The following is an 18,101-nucleotide window of genomic DNA, read 5'->3' on the forward strand; positions in this document are numbered from 1 at the left end:
ATCGTGCGGACCAAGGTCCGCACCCACCAAGCCATGCGTGGATGGATGAACCGCACGTCGCGATCAACGCGGCAGGAACCACCCGCGTGCGCTAGAATGCGCGCTGGCGGAGCCGGCCAGACAGTCGCGTCATCCCTTCGGGGGTGCCGAGGAAAGTCCGGGCTCCATAGGGCAAGGTGCCAGGTAACGCCTGGGCGGCGCAAGCCGACGGAAAGTGCAACAGAAAGATACCGCCTACGTCTTCTTCGGAAGGCCGGTAAGGGTGAAATGGTGCGGTAAGAGCGCACCGCGAGTCTGGCAACAGACCGGCACGGCAAACCCCACCTGGAGCAAGACCAAATAGGGATCCTTTGGCGCGGCCCGCGTTGGATCCGGGTAGGTTGCTTGAGCGTTGCGGTGACGTAACGCCTAGAGGAATGACTGTCCACGACAGAACCCGGCTTATCGGCCGGCTCCGCCTCTTTCTTACGGTAAGCCGAGCATGGCTCGGCTCTACAGTAGAGCCGAGCCATGCTCGGCTGCTCTCCGTTCAGATGCTCGGGATGTTGTTCAACCCGGCGTACGGTACTGCCCGGCCGAAATGAACTGCGAGAAACGCTCGCACCACACCACCACCGTGGTGTAGTCGTCCACGTCCACGTTGTCGGGCACGTCCACCAGGAAACGGCTGAAGGTTTTCACCTCGCCGATGCGCTGGGCCTGTGCCTTGATCTTCAGGAAGTCGGCCTTGTTGTCGACGAAGTCGCGGACCAGGTAGACCTTGTAATCCGGGCCCGGTCCCATCTTGCCGTCGAAGGCGACCTGGCGCGGGCTGACGCTGACCTTGCCTTCGGCCCAATGCACCGCATCGCTGCCCTTGAGGTCGCGGCGGAAGGTGGTGTGGTAGGTGGCGTCACCCATGGCGGCCTGCACCTGTGTGACCGGCGGGTCATCGGGGGCGATCAGGATCGGCAGGAGGTAGACGCCCAGGCCGAAGCCAAGGCCGAGGGTGAGCAGGTGGGTGGCGACAAGTACGAGAACACGGCGCATCGATGACTCCCTGCGGATCGGTGAGGCGCGCGGCAGGACCGCGCCAGATCATCGTGTGGCGTGCGTGCAGACATTTATAGACACAGAAAACAGGTACAGGGTCAGAAATCGACCTGGCTCTGGCCCAGGGCGACGCCCTGCGGGCCAAAGCGGCGCTCGTGGATCTCGCCGTGGCCGTCGGCGTCGATCAGCAGCACGGTGCTGGCGCGGGTGCCGTAGTCATCGCCGCGGATGAAGGCCGGGCTCAGCCAGCGCTCGCGTTCCAGGCCGATGCCGGTGTCGGGCAGGTCGCTGTCGGCAGGGCGATGTTCGTCGGCCAGGGCGGCCCAGAGCGGGGTCAGGTCCTCATCGCCGGCCTGCAGCCACGCCGACAGCGCATCCATCAGCCGTCGGGTCTTCGGCCACGGCGCGTCCAGCGCACCGTTGGACATGCCATGCACGCCCGGGCCCAGGCTCTGCCGCTCGGCGGGGTGGTTGCCCAGGAACTCCAGGCTGTGGCCGTCCGCCAGCAACAGGTTGAATGGCGCGTAGGCGCAGGCCACCGTGGCCAGTCGGTCGATATGCACGGCGGCCGGGTCGCGGCCGCGCAGGAAGTCGGCCACCAGTGCGCCCCGGGAAGGACCGGTCTGGGCGGCCAGCGGATCGCGGACATTGGTGACCACCGCCATCCGGCCCGAGGCGCCCACGCCGGCCCAGCCGCCGCCGGAGCGCAGGTCGCGGCCCCCGATGACGGAGGTCTCATCCTGCCAGGGGGCCAGCGCCGCCGTCGGGCGGGCGTGGAACTCATCACGGTTGCCGGTCATCACCAGCCGCCAGCGCGGGTGGTGCATCCAGCCAAGAGCGAGCAGGCACATGGCCTCATTGTGCACGGTTTGCGCAGTCTGACGCCGCTTCCGGCCCGTTTTGGATGAATGCGCGGCCGATGTTTCACGCGCTGTCCACAGCCCTGAACTTCCGTTCAATCTCAAAAATTGAGACGGATCAGCAACTTGTGGATAAGCCTTGAACAATTCTCTAAAGGTCGTTGCAAGCCATTGATGTGGCTGGCGATTTCCCCGCTGAAAAGTTGTTGACAACCCTTCGGCCGCTGCTAAGGTGGGCATCAGAGGGAAATCCGGGTGTTTTGTGGGTTTTCGTGGTTCAATGTTTCACCGGGCGAAGGATAGGTGCACGCGTCGTGTTCCAGGGCGAGACGGCCATCACAGTTGACGATAAAGGGCGCATGGCGGTTCCCACCGCTTACCGCGACCTCGTCGCGCGCGCCAGCAACAACCGTCTCGTGCTGACCTACAACCCGTTCGAAGCCGGCTGCCTGTGGCTGTACGCAGAGTCGGAATGGGAGCGGGTCCGCGACGACGTCATGTCCAAGCCCAACACCCAGCGCGTCGTGCGCCTGTTGCAGCAGAAGCTGGTCGGCTCGGCCGCCCATCTGGAGCTGGACGGCAACGGTCGCATCAGCATCCCCGCCAGCCACCGCGGTGCGGTGGGCATTGAGAAGAAGGCGGTATTGCTCGGTATGGGCGACAAGTTCGAATTGTGGAGCGAGCAGGCGCATCGGGCCCTGATCCAGCAGACGTTGTCTGACGAGGATCTGGGTGATGGGTTGCTCGACCTGAAGTTGTGAGCCGGGGTGCCCGGATGCGCCCAGAAGCGCAGACCGGTCACCTTCCGGTGTCGCAGTCGCCGGCGGTGCACCTGCCGGTCCTGTACACCCAGGTCCTTGAAGGCCTGAGGGTGATCGAAAACGGACGTTATCTGGATGGCACGTTCGGTCGTGGCGGTCATGCACGTGGCGTGCTCACCCAGCTCGGTCCCGAGGGGCGCCTGCTGGTCATGGACAAGGATCCGGAAGCCATCGCCGTAGCCGAGCGCGATTTTGCGCCGGACCCGCGCGTGTCCATCTTCCGTGGCAGCTTCGCCCAGCTGCTGCAGTGGGATGCGACGGCCGAAGGCCTGGACGGCGTGCTGTTCGATCTGGGCGTGTCGTCGCCGCAGCTGGACGTGGCCGAACGTGGCTTCAGCTTCGGCAAGGATGGCCCGCTGGACATGCGCATGGATCCGGACAGCGGTGAAAGCGCCGCGCAGTGGATCAACCGCGTGGAAGACCGCGAAATTGCCGACGTGCTGTGGACCTACGGCGAAGAGCGCCAGAGCCGCCGCATCGCCCGTGCCATCGTGGCCCGCCGTGAGAAGCAGCCCTTCTCCCGCACCGCCGAACTGGCCGAGCTGATCGCCTCGGTGATGCCGCGTGGGAAAGACAAGATCCACCCGGCCACGCGCAGCTTCCAGGCCATCCGCATCCACATCAACCGCGAGCTGGCCGATCTGGAAGCCGGGCTCGATGCGGCCGTGGAACGGCTCAAGCCCGGTGGCCGGCTGGCGGTGATCAGCTTCCATTCGCTGGAAGACCGCATCGTCAAGCAGTACATGAACCGCCTGGCCAAAGCGCCGCCGGCCAACCGCCGCCTGCCCGAGGCGGTGGCGTTCGTGCCGACGCTGGACCTGATCGGCGGTGCCATCAAGGCTACCGACGAGGAACTGGCCGCCAACCCGCGTGCGCGCAGCGCCGTGCTGCGGGTGGCGCAGAAGCGGGAGGCCGACGCATGAGCCGGCTGCTGCTGATCATCTTGTTGGCCTCGACCGTGGCCTCGGCGATCGGCGTCGTGTTCGTGCGTCACCGTCACCGGCAGACGTTCATCGAGCTGTCGCGCGCCGAGCGCAAGCGCGATGACATCAACCTCGAATTCGGCCGCCTGCAGCTGGAGCAGGCCACGCTGGCCGAAGCCAACCGGGTGGATCGCATCGCCCGCGAAAAGCTCGGCATGAAGTTCCCCGAAGCCGGGGACATCGTGGTGGTGCGGCCATGAGCAAGACCGGCCGCAACCGCCCGCGCAACGCCTTCAACCTGCGCCAGCGCCTGCGCTGGGTGGCGTTGGCGCTCGGCCTGTGTTCGGTGTCGCTGGTCGGCCGCGCCGCCTACGTGCAGATCATCAACAGCGACTTCTACCAGCGCCAGGGCGAGGCCCGCTACCTGCGCGAGCTGCCGATCAAGACCTCGCGCGGCATGATCACCGACCGCAACGGCGAGCCGCTGGCGGTGTCCACCCCGGTCGCTTCGATCTGGGTCAACCCGCAGGACCTGCTGCGTTCGCCCGAGCGCATCCCGGAGCTGGCCCAGGCGGTCGGCATGTCGGTGGATGAGCTGAGCAGCCGCCTGTCGCAGAAGTCGGACAAGGAATTCATGTACCTGCGTCGCCGGATCAATCCGGACGAGGCAGAGAAGGTGGTCGCGCTGAAGATTCCGGGCGTGGCCGCGCAGCGCGAGTTCCGCCGCTTCTACCCGCAGGGTGAGGCGATGGCGCACGTGCTGGGCTTCACCAACATCGACGACCGCGGCCAGGAAGGCCTGGAACTGGCGTTCGACGAATGGCTGCGCGGCAAGGCCGGCGCCAAGCGGGTGATCCGCAATCGCAAGGGCGAGACCGTCGAAAGCGATCTGCTGCGCGCCGCCGAACCGGGCAAGGACCTGACCCTCAGCATCGACCGCCGCATCCAGTACCTGGCGTTCAAGGAACTGCGCAACGCGCTGGTGGCCAACAAGGCGGCCGGCGGTTCGATGGTGATCATGGACGTGACCACCGGCGAGATCCTGGCCATGGTCAACCTGCCGACCTACAACCCGAATTCGCTGACCGGCGCGTTGCCCGACGCGCGCCGCAACCGTGCAGTGACCGACCTGGTCGAGCCGGGTTCGACGATGAAGCCGTTGACCATCGCTACCGCGCTGCAGGCCGGTGCGGTGACCAAGGACACCGTCATCGACACCAATCCGGGCTACATGCAGGTGGCCCGCTTCACCATCCGCGACGTGCCGCGCAACAACGGCGTGCTGAACGTGACCGGTGTGATCACCCGCAGTTCCAACATCGGCGCGGCCAAGGTCGCGGCGAAGATGCCGGACCAGGTGTTCTATGACGGTGTGCGCCGATTCGGCTATGGCTCGGTGCCGCACAGCGGCTTCCCGGGTGAATCCGGTGGCGTCGTGCGACGCCCGGCCAACTGGGATGGTGCCACCAAGACCACCATGTCCTACGGCTACGGCCTGAACGTGACGCCGCTGCAGATCGCCACCGCCTATTCGGCACTGGCCAACGGCGGCAAGCTGATCGCGCCGACTTTCGTCAAGGGCCAGCGCAACGAAGCTCACCAGATCATCGATGAAAGTGTCGCCAGGCAGGTGGTGGCGATGATGGAAACGGTAGTCACCCAGGGCGGCGCCAAGCAGGCGGCAGTGCTGGGCTACCGCGTGGCCGGCAAGACCGGTACCGCGCGCAAGACCGGCCCGGGTGGTTACGAGCGTGGCCATTACAACGCGTTGTTTGCCGGCGTGGTGCCGGCCACCAATCCGCGCTTCGCCACTGTCATCGTCATCAACGACCCGCAGGCTGGCAAGTTCTACGGCGGCCTGGTGTCGGCGCCGGTCTACCACAACGTGATGGAAGGCACCCTGCGCCTGATGGACGTCCCATTGGACGACCTGCAGTCGTGGCTGGTTGCACAGCAGTCCGGCAAGGTCGGTCATTCGGCCTCGATCCTGCCTGCGCCGCCGGCCGAAGCCGCGCTGCCGGTGGATGCCGCTGCTGAATTCGATGCTGCGCTGCCCAGCGCGCAAGCCCAGACGCCGCCCGCTACGGGAGGCACGCAATGAGTCCTTCGATGTTGCTTTCGCAGTTGCTTCCGGACGTTGCCCTTGCAGGGCACGACCCCGTTCTGACCGGCCTGGTGCTGGACAGCCGCGCTGTGCGCCCCGGCAATGCCTTCGTCGCCATCGCCGGTTTCGGCGCGCATGGCCTGGGCTTTGTCGAGCAGGCCCGCGCCGCCGGTGCCAGCGCCATCCTGTTCGAACCGCCGGCACCTGCCGAACTGCCGGCACCGGGTGATGCGATCGCCGTGCCGGGCCTGCGCGCGCGCATGGGCGCGATGGCCGACCAGTTCCATGGCGCACCGTCGCGGGCGATGGCGATGGTGGGCGTGACCGGCACCAACGGCAAGACCTCCACCGTGCAGCTGCTGGCCCAGGCCTGGCATCTGCTCGGAACGCCCAGTGGCAGTATCGGCACGCTGGGCGCCGGACTTTATGGTTCGGTTGAACCGACCGGTTTCACCACGCCGCTGGTGCTGCAGATGCATGCGCTGCTGGCGCAGCTGCGCGACGCCGGTGCGCGCGCGGTGGCGATGGAAGTCAGCTCGCATGCGCTGGACCAGGGCCGCGTGGATGCGGTGCACTACGACGTGGCGGTGTTCACCAACCTCACCCGCGACCATCTGGACTACCACGGCGACATGGCCAGCTACGGCGCGGCCAAGGCGCGCCTGTTCCACCGCCCGGGCCTGAAGGCGGCGGTGATCAATCTTGACGATGCGTTCGGTCGCCAGCTGTTCGCCGGCCTGCCGGCAGGTGTGCAGCCGATCGGTCTGAGCTCGCGCGGTGCCACCGATGCCAGCGTGCGCGCCGAAGCGCTGCAGCTGGACGGCCGCGGCATTGCCTTCGAACTGGTCATCGACGGCCAGCGCGCGGCGGTACAGTCGCCGCTGCTGGGCCGCTTCAACGTGGACAACCTGCTGGCGGTGGCCGGCACCCTGCACGCGCAGGGCCAGCCGCTGCCGCGCATCGCCGAAGTACTGTCGGCACTGCAGCCGATCCGTGGCCGCATGAACCGCCTGGGTGGCGAAGACGGTCTGCCGACGGTGGTGGTCGATTACGCACACACCCCGGACGCGCTGGAACAGGCGCTGGACAGCCTGCATGGCCATCTGCACGGCGCGCTGTTCTGCGTGTTCGGTTGCGGTGGCGAGCGCGATACCGGCAAGCGCCCGCAGATGGCGGCCATTGCCGAGCGCCTGGCCAACCAGGTCATCGTCACCGACGACAACCCGCGTGGCGAAGATGGCGACGTGATCGTGGCCGACATCCTGGCCGGCTTCACCGATGCCTCCGCCGTGACCGTGCAGCGCAGCCGCGCGCGTGCGATCGGCCTGGCGGTGAAGCGTGCCGGTGCCGGCGACATCATCCTGATCGCCGGCAAGGGCCACGAGCCGTACCAGGAAGTGAATGGCGTGCGCCATGACTTCGATGACACCGAAGTGGCCGCCGCTGCACTGGCTGCCAAGGCCGGTGTGCTAAGCGCACAGGCCGGGGAGGGCGCCGCATGAAGCGCACCCTGCTTTCGCTGATCGCACACTGGGCCGGCGGCGAGATCCACGGCGACGACGTGGCCATCGATGCGGTCAGCAATGACACCCGCAGCCTTGGCCCGGGCAGCCTGTATGTGGCGCTGCGCGGTGAGCGTTTTGATGGCCATGACTTCGTCACCGACGCGCAGGCGCGCGGTGCCAGTGCGCTCCTGGTCGAGCGCCTGCTGCCGATCGAACTGCCGCAGGTGCTGGTGGCCGACAGCGAACTGGCACTGGCGAAGATCGCTACCGGCATGCAGCGCGACCGTGGCACCGAGGTGTTCGCGATCACCGGCAGCAACGGCAAGACCAGCGTGAAGAGCCTGCTGCTGTCGATCCTGCAGCAGGTAGCCCAGCACGCGCACAAGGTGGTGTACGCCAACCCGGGCAACCGCAACAACGAGATCGGCCTGCCGCTGGCAGTGATTGATGCACCTGAAGATGCCGACTACGCCGTCTACGAGATGGGCGCCGGCAAGCCGGGCGACATTGCCTACCTGACCGACATCGCCCGCCCGCGCTATGCGCTGGTCAACAACATCGCCCCGGCGCACCTGGAACGCATGGGCAGCCTGCTCGGCGTGGCGGTGACCAAGGGCGCGATCTATGCCGCGCTGCCGGCCGATGGCGTGGCCGTGATCAATGTGGACGATGCCTACGGCCGCTGGTTCGAACAGCACTTCGTCGGCACCCCGCCACGCTGCCGCGTACTGCGCTACGGCCTGGAGCACACTGCGGACATCACCGCGCGCGACATCCGCGCCGGCGCGCAGGGCAGCCAGTTCACCCTGGTCGCACCGAGCGGCGAAGCCCGCGTGGTGCTGGGCCTGCCGGGTCGCCACAACGTCAGCAACGCGCTGGCCGCTGCCAGCCTGGCGCTGGCGGCTGGTGTCGATCTGGCACTGATTGCGGCCGGCCTGGCCGAAGCGCAGCCGGTACCGGGCCGCCAGATCGCCCATCAGCTGCGCAATGGCGCGGTGCTGGTGGACGACAGCTACAACGCCAACCCCGGTTCGCTGGCAGCGGCCATCGATGCCCTGGCCGCCGCGCCGGAAGAGGGCTGGCTGGTGCTGGGCGACATGCGCGAGCTGGGTCCGGACGCCGAAGCGCTGCATGCGCAGGCGGGGCTCCGCGCGCGCGCCGCTGGCCTCAAGCGCCTGTATGCGCTGGGCCCGCTCAGCGCCGCTGCCGCTACCGCCTTCGGCGAAGGCGGCCGTCATTTCGCCACCCATGACGCGCTGTCGCAGGCGTTGAAGGACGAGCTGCACGCCGGCGTGCGCTGCCTGGTCAAGGGTTCCCGTGGCAGCGCCATGGACACGATTGTCAAAGCGCTGCTGGCGCAAGGAGAGGAATCCCCGCATGTTGTATGAACTGGCTCGATGGTTGCAGCAGTTGGAGAGCCTGTTCGGGCTGTTCAACTACCAGACGTTCCGCGCCATCCTTGCCGCGTTGACGGCCCTGTTCCTGTCGCTGTGGCTCGGCCCGGCGATGATCCGCAAGCTCGCCCAGTTCAAGGGCGGCCAGCCGATCCGCAAGGACGGTCCGCAGACCCATTTCTCCAAGGCCGGTACGCCGACCATGGGCGGTTCGCTGATCCTGCTCACCATCACCCTGTCGGTGCTGATGTGGGCCGACCTGCGCAACCGCTACGTGTGGCTGGTGCTGGCGGTGATGCTGTGCTTCGGTGCCATCGGCTGGTATGACGACTGGATCAAGATCGTCCGCCGCGACCCGAACGGCCTGAAGTCGCGCTGGAAGTACCTGCTGCAGTCGATCTTCGGCCTGGCCGCGGGCCTGTTCCTGTTCTACACGGCCGACGTGCCGGCAGCGCTGACCTTCTACATCCCGATGTTCAAGTCGATCGCGCTGCCGCTGGCGGGCATCGGCTTCGTCGCCATCGCCTACTTCTGGATCGTCGGCTTCTCCAACGCGGTGAACCTGACCGACGGCCTGGATGGCCTGGCGATCATGCCGACCGTGCTGGTGGCCTGTGCGCTGGGCGTGTTCGCCTATGCCTCGGGCAACGTGGTATTCGCCAACTACCTGCAGATTCCGCAGATTCCGGGCGCCGGCGAGCTGGTCATCATCTGCGCGGCCATCGCCGGCGCCGGCCTCGGCTTCCTGTGGTTCAACACCTATCCGGCCATGGTCTTCATGGGCGACATCGGCGCGCTGGCGCTGGGCGCGGTGCTGGGCACGATCGCGGTGATCACCCGCCAGGAACTGGTGCTGGTGATCATGGGCGGCGTGTTCGTCATCGAAACGCTGTCGGTGATGATCCAGGTCGCTTCGTTCAAGCTGACCGGCAAGCGCGTGTTCCGCATGGCGCCGATCCACCACCATTTCGAACTGAAGGGCTGGCCGGAGCCGCGCGTCATAGTGCGCTTCTGGATCATCTCCGTCGTGCTCGTGCTGATCGGCCTGGCCACGTTGAAGGTGCGCTGAGATGAACGACCTGTCCCGCCAGGCAACACGCCTTGAAGCCATCGAAGGCAGCTACGACAAGTGGCTGCTGGGCGCGATCATCGCGCTCACCGGCGTGGGCGTGGTGATGGTGGCGTCCAGCTCGATCGCCTTGATGAGCAGCCCGTTCTACTACCTCAACCGCCACCTGATCTTCCTGGCGGTGGGTATCGTGCTGGCGGTCATCGCCGCCCGCACCGAGCTGAAGTCCATCGAGCAGTACAACCAGATGCTGCTGCTGGGCTGCTTCGTGCTGCTGCTGGCGGTGTTCGCACCGGGCCTGGGCAGCACGGTCAACGGCGCACGCCGCTGGATCAACCTGGGCATCTCCAAGTTCCAGACGGTCGAAGCGGTGAAAGTGCTCTACATCGTCTGGCTGTCGAGCTACCTGGTGCGTTTCCGCGACGAGGTCAATGCGACCTGGCCGGCAATGCTCAAGCCGCTGGGCGTGGCCGGTGCCCTGGTGGTGCTGTTGCTGCTGCAGCCGGACTTCGGTTCGTCGACCCTGCTGCTGGCGATCACCGCCGGCATGCTGGTGCTGGGCGGGGTGAACATGCCGCGCATGTCGATGCCGGTGATCATCGGCCTGGTCGGCATGAGCGCGCTGGCGATCATCGAGCCCTACCGCATGCGCCGCATCACTTCCTTCCTGGACCCGTGGGCCGACCAGCAGGGTGACGGCTACCAGCTGTCGAACGCGCTGATGGCCGTGGGCCGTGGTGAATGGACCGGCGTCGGCCTGGGCAACTCGGTGCAGAAGCTGTACTACCTGCCCGAAGCGCATACCGACTTCATCTTCTCGGTTACCGCCGAGGAGTTCGGCTTCCTGGGCACCTGCGTGATCGTGGCGCTGTACGCGCTGCTGGTCGGCCGGACCTTCTGGCTGGGCATGCGCTGCGTGGAAATGAAGCGGCACTTCTCCGGCTACATCGCCTTCGGCATCGGCCTGTGGATCAGCATGCAGACCTTCGTCTCGATCGGCGTGAACCTGGGCATCCTGCCGACCAAGGGCCTGACCCTGCCGCTGATCTCCTCCGGCGGTTCGTCGGTGCTGATGACCTGCGTGGCGATGGGCCTGCTGCTGCGCGTGTCCTATGAACTCAAGCGCGCCGAGCGCCGCCAGGCCGTGCGCATCGGTGGCGCCGAAGACGTTGCTGCCGAGCCGAGCGACGAGCCGGCCGCGCCGGTGGCCGCCAGCGTACCGATGAGCGCCGAGCCGGTCGCATCCGCGTCCGCTGCCCCGAATGCTGCACGCGGCACCAGCCGCCTGCAGTCGCGCATCGAACCGACCTTCGGGAGGCTGTCATGAACACGGCCACCCACACTGCACGTCCAGTGATGATCCTGGCCGGTGGCACCGGCGGGCACATCTTCCCCGGCCTGGCCGTGGCCCGCGTGCTGCGCGAGCGCGGCGTGCCGGTCACCTGGATGGGTGCCGACGGTGCGATGGAAACCCGCCTCGTGCCACAGCACGACATTCCGATCGACACGCTGGCCATCACCGGCCTGCGCGGCAAGGGCAAGCTGGCCCTGCTCGGCGCGCCGTGGCGGTTGATGCGCGCGCTGCGCGCCGCCGGCATGATCATCCGCAAGCGCCAGCCGCGTGCGGTGGTCGCCTTCGGTGGTTTCGCGTCCGGCCCGGGTGGCATGGCTACGCGCCTGCACGGCCTGCCGCTGCTGGTGCACGAACAGAATCGCGCTCCCGGCATGACCAACCGCATCCTGTCGCGCTACGCGCGCCGGCTGTTGACCGGTTTCCCGGGTACCTTCGCCAAGGGCGAGGAGTTTGTCGGTAACCCGGTACGTGCGGAGATCGCCGCCATCGCACCGCCGGAACAGCGCTTCGCCGACCGCCAGGGTCCGCTGCGCGTGCTGGTGGTCGGTGGCAGCCAGGGCGCGCGTGCGCTCAACACCGGCGTGCCGCAGGCGATCGCCGCGCTCGGTGCCGGGGTTCCGGTGCAGGTGCGCCACCAGAGTGGCGAGAAGATGCATGCCGAAGCGGTCGAGGCCTATGCCAAGGCCGGCGTGCAGGCTGAAATCACGCCGTTCATCGCCGACATGGCCGAAGCCTTTGCCTGGGCCGACCTGGTGGTGTGCCGCGCAGGCGCTTCGACGCTGGCCGAGCTGTGCGCGGTCGGTGTCGGCAGCGTGCTGGTGCCATTCCCCGCCGCCGTCGACGATCACCAGACCCGCAATGCGGAGTACCTGGTCGAGCGCGGCGCGGCGGTTTTGCTGAAGCAGGACGGAATGCTGGCCGACGGCATTGCCGCACTGCTGCGCGATCTGTCCGAAAATCCCGCCCGCCGCATGCAGATGGCGCAAGCCGCGCGTGCCCTGGCCAAGGTCGATGCCGCCGAGCGCATCGCCGATATCATTCTTGAGGAAGCTGTATGAAGAAGGCATGCCACCGCGCCTGCCCTGCGCGAGGCCGCGCATGATCCGTCGCCTGCACGACACCAACGACCTGGTGCGCGCGTTCCCGCGCGTGCATTTCGTCGGCATCGGCGGCACCGGCATGAGCGGCATCGCCGAAGTGATGCTGACGCTGGGCTATGAAGTATCCGGCTCGGACAACGCCGACAATGCGGCTACCCGCCGCTTGGCCAGCCTGGGGGCGCGCATCATGCGCGGCCACTCCGCGGCCAACGTGCTGGGCACCGACTGCGTGGTGGTCTCCAGCGCCATCCGCGAAGACAACCCCGAACTGATGGAAGCGCGCAGCCAGCGCATTCCGATCATGCCGCGTGCGGCGATGCTGGCCGAGCTGATGCGCTTCCGCCGCGGCATTGCGGTGGCCGGCACGCACGGCAAGACCACCACCACCAGCCTGACCGCGGCGGTGCTGAGCGAGGGTGGCCTGGACCCGACCTTCGTGATCGGTGGCCAGCTGCTGGCAGCCGGCGCCAACGCCAAGCTGGGCGGTGGGCAGTGGCTGGTGGCCGAGGCCGACGAAAGCGATGGCAGCTTCCTGCGCCTGAACCCGCTGATGTCGATCATCACCAACATCGATGCCGATCATCTGGAGAACTACGGCAACGATTTTGCCCGCGTGCAGGCGGCCTTCGCCGAGTTCCTGCAGCGCCTGCCGTTCTACGGCCTGGCCGTGCTGTGCATCGACGACCCGGAAGTGGCCGCGCTGGCCGCCAAGACCCCGCGCCACGTGATGAGCTACGGCATGAGCCCGCAGGCCGACGTGCGCGCCGAGAACGTGGTGCAGGAAGGGTCGCGCATGCGCTTCACCCTGCGCCTGCCGCAGGGCACCAGCCAGGAAGTGGTGCTGGCCCTGCCGGGCAGGCACAACGTGCTCAACGCGCTGGCCGCCGCCGCAGTGGGCTGGCAGCTGGGCGTGGCACCGGATGCGATCGCACGTGCGCTGGAAAGCTTCGCCGGTGTCGGCCGCCGCTTCAACGATCTGGGCGAAGTGACCACCGCCAGCGGTGCCAAGGTGCGCATCATCGATGACTATGGTCATCACCCGAGCGAGCTGGAGGCGGTATTTGCCGCCGCCCGTGGTGGCTGGGCCGACAAGCGCCTGGTGGTGGCCTTCCAGCCGCACCGTTACAGCCGTACCCGCGACCAGTTCGACAAGTTCGCCGCGGTGCTGTCCAGCGTCGACGCGCTGGTGCTGAGCGAGGTCTACCCGGCCGGCGAAGAACCGATTGCCGGTGCCGACTCGCATGCGCTGGCCCGCGCCATCCGCGCGCGCGGCCGCAGCGAGCCGGTGGTGGTGGGCAAGGCTGCCGAGCTGGCCAGCGTGCTGCCGGATGTGCTGCAGGACGGTGACCTGCTGCTGATGATGGGGGCGGGCGACATCGGCGCCGTAGCCACCCACATCGCGGTGGAAGGCTTCAAGGGGGAGGGCGAGGCGTGAGCGCGCTGACCTTCCCGCCGCTGCGCGTGACCGACCCGGCTGTGTTCGGTCGCGTCGCCGTGCTGCTCGGTGGCACCTCCAGCGAACGCGAGGTGTCGCTGGATTCCGGCCGCAACGTGCTCGAAGCCCTGCAGTCGCGCGGCGTCGATGCGTTCGCCGTGGACGGCATCCCGGCGCTGGCCAAGGCGCTGGCCGCCGGTGGTATCGATCGCGTGTTCAACATCCTGCACGGCCACAACGGTGGCGGTGAGGACGGCATCGTGCAGGGCCTGATGGACGCCTTCGGCGTGCCGTACACCGGCTCGAACGTGCTGGGTTCGGCGCTGAGCATGGACAAGATCCGCACCAAGCAGGTGTGGCTGTCGCTGGGCCTGCCGACCCCGCAGTACCGGAAGGTCACTGCCGAAGACGTGCATGCCAACGCCGCCACGCTCGGTCTTCCGGTGGTGGTGAAGCCGGCCAACGAAGGTTCCAGCGTGGGCATCAGCCGGGTGACCGACGACGCCGGTCTGGATGAGGCGGTGGCGCTGGCAGCGCGCTACGACGGCCAGCTGCTGATGGAACAGATGGTGGTCGGCGACGAACTGACCGTGGCCATCCTTGGTGACGTCGCACTGCCGTCGATCCGCATCGTGCCCAAGGGCCAGTGGTACGACTACAACGCCAAGTACATCGCCGAGGACACCCAGTACCTGTGCCCGGGCATGGACGGTGCCGCCGAGGACGAGATCCGCCGCATCGCGCTGGCCGCGTTCCGTGCCGCCGGTTGCCGTGGCTGGGGCCGCGTGGATGTCATGCGTGATCGCGACAGCGGCCATTTCTTCCTGCTGGAAGTGAACACTGCGCCGGGCATGACCAGCCACTCGCTGGTGCCCAAGGCGGCCCGCCAGGCCGGCATCGGTTTCGAGGAGCTGGTGTGGCGCGTGCTGGAACAGACCCTGGAGGCCTCGCACGCATGAACGCGGTGCTGCGCATCTTCGTCTGGCTGTTGGCGCTGTCGGTGGTTGCACTGCCGGTGGTGGCCGTAGTCAATGGCTGGGTTGGCGCCGAGCGCTGGCCGCTGGCGAAGCTGCGCGTGCATGGTGAGTTCAAGCGGGTGCCGGCCGAGCAGCTGCAGCAGGTGCTGCTGCCGTACGCGCACGCGGGCTTCTTCGCGGTCAAGCTGCAGGACGCGCAGGATGCACTGGAACAGCTGCCGTGGGTGGAAAGCGCGCAGGTGCGCAAGCAGTGGCCGGACGTGCTGGAAGTGACCCTGGTCGAGCACAAACCGTTCGCGCGCTGGGGCAACGACCGCCTGGTCTCCGAGCAGGGCAAGTTGTTCCCCACGCCGAAGAAGCTGGCCGATCTGGCGCTGCCCGAACTGGATGGTCCGGACAGCCAGACCGAAGAAGTGATGAAGCTGTACAGCGACTCGCGTGCATTGTTCGCACCGGCCGGCGTGGACGTGCGCCGGGTGACGATGGATGCCCGTGGCAGCTGGTCGCTGGTGCTGAGCAACGGCACTGAAGTGGTGGTGGGTCGCGACGATGCACGCTCGCGCATGCAGCGTTTCGTCAAGGTGCTGCCGCAGTTGAACCGTCAGGACGCGCCGATCGAGCGCGCCGACCTCCGTTACACCAATGGTTTCACGCTGAGCTGGGGTACCCCGGCCACGCCGGCGAAAACGCCGGCGACCCCAGCCAGCAGGACGCAGGAAAGGACATGAATCGCAAGGGTGACAAATCGCTGATCGTTGGCCTGGATATCGGCACCTCCAAGGTGGTGGCGCTGGTGGGCGAGTATTCGCCGGGCAACCCGATCGAAGTGATCGGCATCGGCTCGCACGAGTCGCGCGGTTTGAAGCGCGGCGTGGTGGTGGACATCGAATCGACCGTGCAGTCGATCCAGCGCGCGGTGGAAGAAGCCGAGCTGATGGCCGGCTGTGAGATCCGCTCGGTGTACGCCTCGATCTCCGGCAACCACGTGCAGTGCAAGAACTCGCCCGGCATCGTGCCGATCCGCGACGGTGAAGTGACCTGGGGCGACCTGGATCGCGTGCTGGACGCGGCCAAGGCGGTGGCGATTCCAGCCGACCAGAAGATCCTGCACGCGATCCCGCGCGAGTACGTTCTGGACGATTCGCAGGAAGGCATCCGCAACCCGGTCGGCATGACTGGCGTACGCCTGGAAGTGCACGCCCACCTGGTGGTGTGTGCGCAGTCGGCCGCAGCCAACATCAGCAAGTGCGTGCAGCGCTGCGGCCTGCAGGTGGACGATCTGGTGCTGTCCTCGCTGGCCTCCAGCGTAGCGGTGCTGACCGCCGACGAGCGCGAGCTGGGCGTGGTGCTGGTCGACATGGGCGCTGGCACCACCGACATTGCCGTATTCGTGCAGGGTGCGATCTGCCACACGGCTTCGCTGCCGATCGCCGGCGACCACGTCACCAACGACATCGCGCACATGCTGCGCACGCCGACTCCGGAAGCCGAGCAGATCAAGGTGCGCTATGCCTGCGCGCTGGCCCAGCTGGCCACTGCCGAGGAAAGCATCCAGGTGCCGTCGGTGGGCGACCGCCCGCCGCGCCGCATGCCGCGCCATTCGCTGGCGCAGGCGGTGCAGGGCCGCTACGAGGAAATCTTCGAGATGGTGCAGGCCGAACTGCGCCGCTCCGGCTTCGAGGAACTGGTACGCGCCGGCATGGTGCTGACCGGTGGCGCTTCGAAGATGGAAGGCGTGGTCGAACTGGCCGAGGAAATGCTGCAGATGCCGGTGCGCGTGGGCATCCCGCAGCACGTCACCGGCCTGGGCGAGGTGGTCGGCAACCCGGTGCATGCCACCGGCGTGGGCCTGCTGCTGATGGGCAGCCAGATCGAGCACCCGCGGCGGCCGTCGCTGCCGACCGGGCGCGCTGGAAGCATGTTCAAGAAACTCAAGACCTGGTTCCGCGGCGAGTTCTGACGCGGAACCTGCACTACCCGGGCTCGCCCGGTTGCAACACCGGCAACACGACGCAACACCGGCAACACATAACCCACACAGCCGCAACGACGGCATGCAGCACGAAGGCAGGACGCCCGAATGCCCATGCAATCGAAAGCGGATACAACGAGGACACGGACATGGCGCATTTTGAACTGATCGAAAAGATGGCACCCAATGCGGTGATCAAGGTTGTTGGCGTGGGCGGCGGCGGCGGCAATGCCGTGGCGCACATGGTCAACTCGGCGGTGGATGGCGTGGAATTCATCACTGCCAACACCGACTCGCAGGCCATCAAGAATTGTGGTGCCAAGCTGCAGCTGCAGCTGGGTACCAACGTGACCAAGGGCCTGGGCGCAGGCGCGAACCCGGAAGTCGGCCGCCAGGCCGCGCTGGAAGACCGTGAGCGCATCATGGACGCCCTGCAGGGCGCGGACATGGTGTTCATCACCGCTGGCATGGGCGGTGGCACCGGTACCGGCGCTGCGCCGGTGGTGGCACAGCTGGCCAAGGAAATGGGCATCCTGACCGTGGCCGTGGTCACCAAGCCGTTCCCGTTCGAAGGCCGTCGCCGCATGCAGGTCGCGCTGAAGGGCATCGAGGAACTGAGCCAGCACTGCGACTCGCTGATCACCATCCCGAACGAGAAGCTGATCACCGTGCTGGGTCGCAACGCGACCATGATCCAGGCCTTCCGTGCCGCCAACGACGTGCTGCAGGGCGCCGTGCAGGGCATTGCCGACCTGATCGTGCGTCCGGGCCTGATCAACGTCGACTTCGCCGACGTGCGCACCGTCATGTCCGAAATGGGCCTGGCGATGATGGGCACCGGTACCGCCCGCGGCGATGACCGCGCGCAGGCCGCTGCCGAGTCGGCGATCCAGAACCCGCTGCTGGACGACGTGAACCTGGCCGGTGCCAACGGCATCCTGGTCAACATCACCGCCGGCGCCGACTTCACCATGGCCGAGTTCGACGAGATCGGCCGTACCATCGACGGCTTCGCTTCCGAAGACGCCACCGTGGTGGTGGGTACCGTGCTGGACCCGGACATGCAGGACGAAGTGCGCGTGACGGTGGTCGCCACCGGCCTGAACCGCATCTCGGCCAGCAAGACCCAGCGTCCGGGCGAGCGCGCGCCGATCAAGCTGGTCCGCAACGCCACCACCGGCCAGCCGGAGTTCGGCGAGTTCGACAATGGCGGCGACGCCGTGTCCAAGGCTGTTGGCGGGATGGGCCTGGGCCTGCGTCGTGCCAGCAGCGACACCGCGGCAGCCTCCACCCCGTCGGCCCCGGCCGCTTCGGCCCCGGCTGCAGCGGAACTGCCGAACGATTACCTGGACATCCCGGCCTTCCTGCGCCGCCAGGCGGACTGAGCGGGGCTGCCCGGGGCTTGTCCTCCCCGGGTTGCGCCACCATGTCCTGAAAACGCGGGCGCCGGGCCAGGATGGGCCCGGCCGCCCTGCTTCACGCGCGTCCTACCGGCGCGCCGGTGTGTCCTGCCGGCGTTTCAGTCGGGGTAGGGGACCGTGCGTGTTAATCTAAT

General features: G+C 67.3%; 15 protein-coding genes, 1 other RNA gene and 1 pseudogene. 15 read left to right on the forward strand and 2 right to left on the reverse strand.

Translation table 11 applies throughout. The features are described from left to right. Positions 1-108 precede the first annotated feature (108 nt). Positions 109-460: RNase P RNA component class A (gene rnpB / locus R1H25_RS06910), an RNA gene on the forward strand. 89 nt (positions 461-549) lie between these two features. On the opposite strand, the gene R1H25_RS06915 is transcribed toward rnpB, so the two are convergent. Together R1H25_RS06915 and R1H25_RS06920 are read right to left on the reverse strand one after the other, a co-directional pair. Further along, positions 550-1,029, reverse strand: a complete 480-nt coding sequence (locus R1H25_RS06915) for a DM13 domain-containing protein (RefSeq protein WP_317223145.1) — start codon at positions 1,027-1,029, stop codon at positions 550-552. A 101-nt stretch (positions 1,030-1,130) separates the two neighbouring features. Then, positions 1,131-1,883: an NRDE family protein gene (locus tag R1H25_RS06920; RefSeq protein WP_317223146.1), complete on the reverse strand. Its 753-nt coding sequence runs from the start codon at positions 1,881-1,883 to the stop codon at positions 1,131-1,133. 323 nt (positions 1,884-2,206) lie between these two features. On the opposite strand from R1H25_RS06920, the gene mraZ reads away from it, so the two are divergent. From mraZ to ftsZ, 14 genes and pseudogenes are all read left to right on the forward strand, one after another. Beyond that, a complete protein-coding gene (mraZ, locus tag R1H25_RS06925; protein ID WP_004143635.1) occupies positions 2,207-2,653 on the forward strand; it encodes a division/cell wall cluster transcriptional repressor MraZ in 447 nt (148 codons plus the stop codon). Between the two features lie 14 nt (positions 2,654-2,667). After that, positions 2,668-3,636 carry a 16S rRNA (cytosine(1402)-N(4))-methyltransferase RsmH gene (gene rsmH, locus R1H25_RS06930; RefSeq protein WP_049448910.1) on the forward strand — a complete coding sequence of 323 codons (969 nt, stop codon included), beginning with the start codon at positions 2,668-2,670 and terminating at the stop codon, positions 3,634-3,636. After that, entirely contained in the window at positions 3,633-3,896 is a 264-nt protein-coding gene (ftsL, locus tag R1H25_RS06935) for a cell division protein FtsL (RefSeq protein ID WP_005408074.1), read from the forward strand. The genes rsmH and ftsL overlap by 4 nt, the downstream gene beginning before the upstream one ends. Then, on the forward strand, positions 3,893-5,737 hold the full coding sequence (locus R1H25_RS06940; protein ID WP_317223147.1) for a penicillin-binding protein 2: 1,845 nt from the start codon (positions 3,893-3,895) through the stop codon (positions 5,735-5,737). The genes ftsL and R1H25_RS06940 overlap by 4 nt, the downstream gene beginning before the upstream one ends. Then, on the forward strand, positions 5,734-7,242 hold the full coding sequence (locus R1H25_RS06945; RefSeq protein ID WP_317223148.1) for a UDP-N-acetylmuramoyl-L-alanyl-D-glutamate--2,6-diaminopimelate ligase: 1,509 nt from the start codon (positions 5,734-5,736) through the stop codon (positions 7,240-7,242). The genes R1H25_RS06940 and R1H25_RS06945 overlap by 4 nt, the downstream gene beginning before the upstream one ends. Continuing rightward, positions 7,239-8,633, forward strand: coding sequence for a UDP-N-acetylmuramoyl-tripeptide--D-alanyl-D-alanine ligase (gene murF / locus R1H25_RS06950; RefSeq protein WP_317223149.1), 1,395 nt, complete (start codon positions 7,239-7,241; stop codon positions 8,631-8,633). The genes R1H25_RS06945 and murF overlap by 4 nt, the downstream gene beginning before the upstream one ends. Beyond that, positions 8,623-9,708 carry a phospho-N-acetylmuramoyl-pentapeptide-transferase gene (gene mraY / locus R1H25_RS06955; RefSeq protein ID WP_010481929.1) on the forward strand — a complete coding sequence of 362 codons (1,086 nt, stop codon included), beginning with the start codon at positions 8,623-8,625 and terminating at the stop codon, positions 9,706-9,708. The genes murF and mraY overlap by 11 nt, the downstream gene beginning before the upstream one ends. A gap of 1 nt (position 9,709) precedes the next feature. Next, positions 9,710-11,035 (forward strand): putative lipid II flippase FtsW, encoded by a 1,326-nt coding sequence (gene ftsW / locus R1H25_RS06960; RefSeq protein ID WP_049448918.1) that lies wholly within the window; start codon positions 9,710-9,712, stop codon positions 11,033-11,035. Then, the gene (murG, locus tag R1H25_RS06965; protein ID WP_317223150.1) at positions 11,032-12,120 is read left to right on the forward strand and encodes an undecaprenyldiphospho-muramoylpentapeptide beta-N-acetylglucosaminyltransferase; all 1,089 of its coding nucleotides are present in this window, start codon (positions 11,032-11,034) and stop codon (positions 12,118-12,120) included. Before ftsW ends, murG begins: the two co-directional genes overlap by 4 nt. Before the next feature lie 40 nt (positions 12,121-12,160). Next, the gene (murC, locus tag R1H25_RS06970; protein ID WP_317223151.1) at positions 12,161-13,597 is read left to right on the forward strand and encodes a UDP-N-acetylmuramate--L-alanine ligase; all 1,437 of its coding nucleotides are present in this window, start codon (positions 12,161-12,163) and stop codon (positions 13,595-13,597) included. Further along, on the forward strand, positions 13,594-14,556 hold the full coding sequence (locus tag R1H25_RS06975) for a D-alanine--D-alanine ligase (RefSeq protein ID WP_317223152.1): 963 nt from the start codon (positions 13,594-13,596) through the stop codon (positions 14,554-14,556). The genes murC and R1H25_RS06975 overlap by 4 nt, the downstream gene beginning before the upstream one ends. Then, a pseudogene (locus R1H25_RS06980) lies at positions 14,553-15,230 on the forward strand (cell division protein FtsQ/DivIB); the annotation flags it as partial. The gene R1H25_RS06975 and the pseudogene R1H25_RS06980, both read left to right, overlap by 4 nt. Positions 15,231-15,298: 68 nt before the next feature. Then, the gene (gene ftsA, locus R1H25_RS06985; RefSeq protein WP_005408083.1) at positions 15,299-16,534 is read left to right on the forward strand and encodes a cell division protein FtsA; all 1,236 of its coding nucleotides are present in this window, start codon (positions 15,299-15,301) and stop codon (positions 16,532-16,534) included. 161 nt (positions 16,535-16,695) lie between these two features. Further along, positions 16,696-17,931 (forward strand): cell division protein FtsZ, encoded by a 1,236-nt coding sequence (ftsZ, locus tag R1H25_RS06990; RefSeq protein WP_049448927.1) that lies wholly within the window; start codon positions 16,696-16,698, stop codon positions 17,929-17,931. Positions 17,932-18,101 lie beyond the last annotated feature (170 nt).

The organism is Stenotrophomonas veracruzanensis (assembly GCF_032911525.1).
GTDB classification, from domain to species: Bacteria; Pseudomonadota; Gammaproteobacteria; order Xanthomonadales; family Xanthomonadaceae; genus Stenotrophomonas; species Stenotrophomonas africana.